Raw genomic sequence first — 5,118 nt, forward strand, 5'->3', positions numbered from 1 at the left:
GGAGATGCTCCCCGGCCCTCGGCCGTCGCGTTCGGTGTGCGTCAGGCGGACACGCCTCGGCGGGCCACCCAGCCGGCCCACGCGGAGGTGATCATGTCGCGGACGTCGTGGCGGGCCTTCCAGCCCAGCTCCGTGGCGATACGGTCCGCGGCGGCGACGACGCGGGCCGGGTCGCCGGGACGGCGCGGGGTGACCACGGGGGCGACCGAGTGGCCGGTGATCTCGTTGATCAGGTCGATCATCTCGCGGACGGAGACGCCCTCGCCGCGGCCGATGTTGACGGTCAGGTCGCGCGGCTCACCGGCGGCGGCCCACTCCGCGAGCTTGCGCGCGGCGACCAGGTGGGCGTCGGCGAGGTCCTCGACGTGGATGTAGTCGCGGACGCACGTGCCGTCGGGGGTGTCGTAGTCGTCACCGAAGATCCGCGGGGCCTCGTCGGCGTCGAGCCGCTCGAAGACCATCGGGACCAGGTTGAAGACACCGGTGTCGGCCAGCTCGGGGGTCGCGGCGCCGGCCACGTTGAAGTAGCGCAGGCAGGCCGTGGAGATGCCGTGGGCCTTGCCGGCGGCACGGACCACCCACTCGCCGGCGAGCTTCGTCTCGCCGTACGGGCTCAGGGGCAGGCACGGGGTGTCCTCGGTGACGAGGTCCACGTCCGGCATCCCGTAGACGGCGGCGGAGGAGGAGAAGAGGAAGTTGCGCACGCCCGCGGCGGCCACGGCCTCCAGGAGCACGGTCAGGCCCTGGACGTTCTCGCGGTAGTAGTGCAGCGGCTGCTCGACGGACTCGCCGACCTGCTTCTTCGCCGCCAGGTGGACCACACCCGTGACACCGTGCTCGGCGATGGTCCGGTCCAGGACCTCACGGTCGAGGGTCGAGCCGACCACCAGGGGCACGCCCTCCGGCAGCCGCTCCGCGTACCCGGTGGACAGGTCGTCGAGGACGACGACCCGCTCACCGGCCTGCGTCATGGCGCGGACCACGTGCGAGCCGATGTATCCGGCGCCTCCGGTGATCAGAAAAGTCATAACGCCCCATATCCCTTTCGCTAAGAACTGCGGGAGAGCCGACGGAGCCTGGCCCTGACCGCCCGGAGCCCGTCACGGGCGCCCGGTGCGAGCCTTACCGCGAGCGATCCGCTCGCCGTCGTGTACTGCTGCACCAGCAGTACACCGTACCGGCTGCTCGGCACGACCGAGCGACGCTCGCAGCCGTCCGGCAGCCGGAGCGCCGTCGAGAAGGAGTCGCCGTCCGCGCATGTCACCGTGATCCTGATGTCCCACAGCTGGGTGCCCCGGTTCCCCCGGCGACGTCCTGCCCCGGCCAGGGCGGTGAGCCCGGCCGGAACGCGGGCGGTCCAGCCGCCCTCGCCCTCGGCGAGTTCGGCCTGCTCCGTGCGGGCGGGCTCCTCCGAGCCCCGGGGCAGGAACGCCACCTGGACGGTACGGGGTCCCGCCGCGCGCAGCCTGCCGTACAGATCGCGGACCGTGAGCCGCAGCTCACCGCCCCCGCCCGTCTGCAGACCGGCGTCGACGACCACCGGGAGCTCGTCGAGCGGCAGCATCTCCACGCCGTCCAGCTCCACGTCGGGAAGATCCAGGGACCAGACGGCGATGTCCTCGCTCCGCACGTACGGAGGGAGCAGCCGGGCCGGCTCGGCGGCCAGTCGGGACAGCCGGAGCAGGTCCCGCGGCTCCTTGGACGCCAGCACGAACCGGGCCGCCCAGCGGGCGGGCGCGACGGCCGCGGCGATCTCGCTCTCGTCGAACGTCCCGAGGTACTCCCGGGTCGACGCCCACCAGTCGGCCTGGTAGGCGGCGTCGCGCAGCCTCAACTCGCGGGCGTACAGGCGCAGATCGTGTTCGAGGAACTTGGTGCGACAGGCGGCGGCGAGTTCGGCGCGGCCGGCCTCCGCGAAGGTCTCCACGGCCCTGCGATGGGCGGCGACACGCGCCTCCCAGTTGGCGACGCCCTCCCGGTCCAGGGAGATCGACAGCTGCGCGGCGGCGCGACGGACGTGCCACACGTAGACCGTGTCGGGAATCACCGCGACGCGCGGCGCGGCGGCCAGGACGCGGGCGGTGAAGAGGAAGTCCTCGTAGATGAAACGGCCGTCGGGGAACCGGACGCCGTGGTCGAGGAGGAAGGACCGGGCGTAGACCTTGTTGACGCAGAGCGTGTCGTGCACGAGCGGGGTGAGGTCCGCCGCGGTCTCCAGGAGGGCGCGCTCCCGGTAGAGCCCGGGCTGCCAGCGCACCTCGCGGCCGCCGGGCAGTTCGCGCCGTACGCAGACACCGACCGCGACGGGGGTCCGGTGCCGCTCGGCCGCCGTCACCAGGGCCTCGGCCGCGCCCTCGGGCAGGATGTCGTCACTGTCGAGGAACATCACGTAGGGGGCGGTGGCCGCCTCGATGCCGTCGTTGCGGGGGGAGCCGCAGCCTCCGCTGTTCTCCGTACGGTGGACGACGCGCACCCGGGGGTGGAGCGCCGCCAGCTCGTCCAGGACCTTCGCCGTGCCGTCGCTCGACGCGTCGTCGACGGCCACGACCTCCGCGACCACGGGCCCCTGGTCGAGTGCGGACCGGATGGCGTCGCCGACCAGCGCCTCGTCGTTGTAGGCGATGACCACGACACCGAGGGTGCCTTCTACCGAGGGAGGGGGGGCGGTGCTCACACCGAGGATCCTACGGGAGCGGCCGACGTCGCCGACCGGCCGCTCCCGGGACCGCAGGCCGCTCTAGAAGGGGTCGAACTCGTCGAACTCGCGCTGCGCGTCGTCCCGCTCCGCCTCGCGGTCGCGGCGGCGCTGCGCCGCCGGACGCGGGGCTTCGAGACGGTGGTCCTCGCCACGACGGCCGAGCATCTCGGCGCCGGCCATCATCGTCGGCTCCCAGTCGAAGACGACCGCGTTGTCCTCGGAGCCGATCGCCACGCCGTCGCCGGCGCGGGCGCCCGCCTTCATGAGCGCGTCCTCGACGCCCAGGCGGTTGAGACGGTCGGCGAGGTAGCCGACGGCCTCGTCGTTGTTGAAGTCGGTCTGGCGGACCCAGCGCTCCGGCTTCTCGCCGCGCACCCGGTAGACGTCCTCGGCCTCTTCGTAGGTGACGGTGAAGCCGGCGTCGTCGACCGCCTTCGGGCGCAGGACGATCCGCGTCGACTCCTCCTTCGGCTTGGCCGCGCGCGCCTTGGCGACGATGTCGGCCAGCGCGAAGGAGAGCTCCTTCAGGCCGGTACGAGCCACGGCCGAGGCCTCGAAGACCTGGTAGCCGCGCTCCTCCAGGTCCGGGCGGATCATGTCCGCAAGGTCCTGGCCGTCCGGGATGTCGATCTTGTTGAGGACCACGATGCGGGGACGGTCCTCGAGACCGCCGTACTGCTTCAGCTCCTCCTCGATGATGTCGAGGTCGGTGACGGGGTCGCGGTCGGACTCCAGCGTCGCCGTGTCCAGGACGTGGACGAGGACGGAGCAGCGCTCCACATGGCGCAGGAACTCCAGGCCCAGGCCGCGGCCCTGGCTGGCGCCCGGGATCAGGCCCGGCACGTCGGCGATCGTGTAGACGGTCGAGCCGGCGGTGACGACGCCCAGGTTCGGGACCAGGGTGGTGAAGGGGTAGTCCGCGATCTTCGGCTTGGCGGCCGACAGGACGGAGATGAGCGAGGACTTGCCGGCGCTCGGGTAGCCGACCAGCGCCACGTCGGCGACGGTCTTCAGCTCCAGGACGATGTCCCGGGCCTCGCCGGGCTCGCCGAGGAGCGCGAAGCCGGGGGCCTTGCGGCGGGCGGAGGAGAGCGCGGCGTTGCCGAGGCCGCCGCGGCCGCCCTGGCCCGCGACGAAGGTGGTGCCCTGACCGACCAGGTCGGCGAGCACGTTGCCCTGCTTGTCGAGGACGACGGTGCCGTCGGGCACGGTCAGGACGAGGTCCTGGCCGTCCTTGCCGGAGCGGTTGTCGCCGGCGCCGGGCTGACCGTTGGTCGCCTTGCGGTGGGGCGAGTGGTGGTACTCGAGGAGTGTGGTGATCGCCTGGTCGACGACCAGGATCACATCGCCGCCACGGCCGCCGTTGCCGCCGTCGGGGCCGCCGAGCGGCTTGAACTTCTCCCGGTGAACGGAGGCGCAGCCGTGGCCTCCGTTACCCGCGGCGACATGCAGCTCGACGCGGTCCACGAAGGTGGTCATGGTTGTGCCTCCATTGCAAAGGGGTGCTACGAGGTGGAATGTCTATCTAGTAACACGCGAAAGGCGGACCCGCTTCCCTGCCGGGAAGTGAGGTCCGCCTCCGCAAAAGAACCGATCAGGCGACCGGAACGATGTTCACGACCTTGCGGCCACGGTGGGTGCCGAACTGCACCGAACCGGCCTGCAGGGCGAACAGCGTGTCGTCGCCGCCACGGCCGACGCCCGCGCCCGGGTGGAAGTGGGTGCCGCGCTGGCGGATCAGGATCTCACCGGCGCTGACGACCTGACCGCCGAAGCGCTTCACGCCGAGCCGCTGAGCATTGGAATCGCGACCGTTCCGGGTGGACGATGCGCCCTTCTTGTGTGCCATCTCTCCTCAGTCCCTTACTTCGCAGCCGCGGGGATGCCGGTGACCTTGATCGCCGTGTACTGCTGGCGGTGGCCCTGGCGACGGCGGTAGCCGGTCTTGTTCTTGTAGCGAAGGATGTCGATCTTCGCGCCCTTGTGGTGGTCCACGACCTCGGCCGTGACCTTGATACCGGCCAGCACCCACGGGTCGCTGGTCACGGCGTCGCCGTCGACAACGAGCAGCGTAGAGAGCTCTACGGTGTCGCCAACCTTGGCAGTGGAAATCTTGTCAACCTCAACGATGTCGCCGACAGCAACCTTGTGCTGGCGACCACCGCTGCGCACGATGGCGTACACGCGGATCTCTCTCTCACTCGGGAACGGTCCCCTGATGCCAGCCGCTCACACGTGCCGAGGCCCGCGATGATCCGGAAGTGGACGAGCGGCCTCTCCCGACAGACCGGGAGGAGGGTGCTCAGGGGGGTGGCGCGCCATACGACACGCCGACGGTCAAGGTTACGGGCCGGTGCCTCAAGGGGTCAAATTCGGTGACTTCGACCTCTGGGGCGGTGCGGGCCGTCCGCCATGGGACC

5 protein-coding genes are annotated in these 5,118 nt (G+C 71.2%); all 5 read right to left on the bottom strand.

The genetic code is table 11. From position 1 onward, the window contains the following. Positions 1-41 precede the first annotated feature (41 nt). On the bottom strand, positions 42-1,028 hold the full coding sequence (gene galE, locus ACFQ7Q_RS37585; RefSeq protein WP_383563589.1) for a UDP-glucose 4-epimerase GalE: 987 nt from the start codon (positions 1,026-1,028) through the stop codon (positions 42-44). Positions 1,029-1,048: 20 nt separating this feature from the next. Further along, entirely contained in the window at positions 1,049-2,674 is a 1,626-nt protein-coding gene (locus ACFQ7Q_RS37590; protein WP_383563592.1) for a glycosyltransferase family 2 protein, read from the bottom strand. A gap of 63 nt (positions 2,675-2,737) precedes the next feature. Further along, positions 2,738-4,177, bottom strand: a complete 1,440-nt coding sequence (gene obgE / locus ACFQ7Q_RS37595) for a GTPase ObgE (RefSeq protein WP_383563595.1) — start codon at positions 4,175-4,177, stop codon at positions 2,738-2,740. Positions 4,178-4,292: 115 nt separating this feature from the next. Continuing rightward, positions 4,293-4,547 (bottom strand): 50S ribosomal protein L27, encoded by a 255-nt coding sequence (rpmA, locus tag ACFQ7Q_RS37600; protein WP_260226291.1) that lies wholly within the window; start codon positions 4,545-4,547, stop codon positions 4,293-4,295. A 14-nt stretch (positions 4,548-4,561) separates the two neighbouring features. Next, positions 4,562-4,882: a 50S ribosomal protein L21 gene (gene rplU / locus ACFQ7Q_RS37605; RefSeq protein WP_015033583.1), complete on the bottom strand. Its 321-nt coding sequence runs from the start codon at positions 4,880-4,882 to the stop codon at positions 4,562-4,564. Positions 4,883-5,118 lie beyond the last annotated feature (236 nt).

This window comes from Streptomyces sp. NPDC056527 (genome assembly GCF_042794475.1).
Taxonomy (GTDB): domain Bacteria; phylum Actinomycetota; class Actinomycetes; order Streptomycetales; family Streptomycetaceae; genus Streptomyces.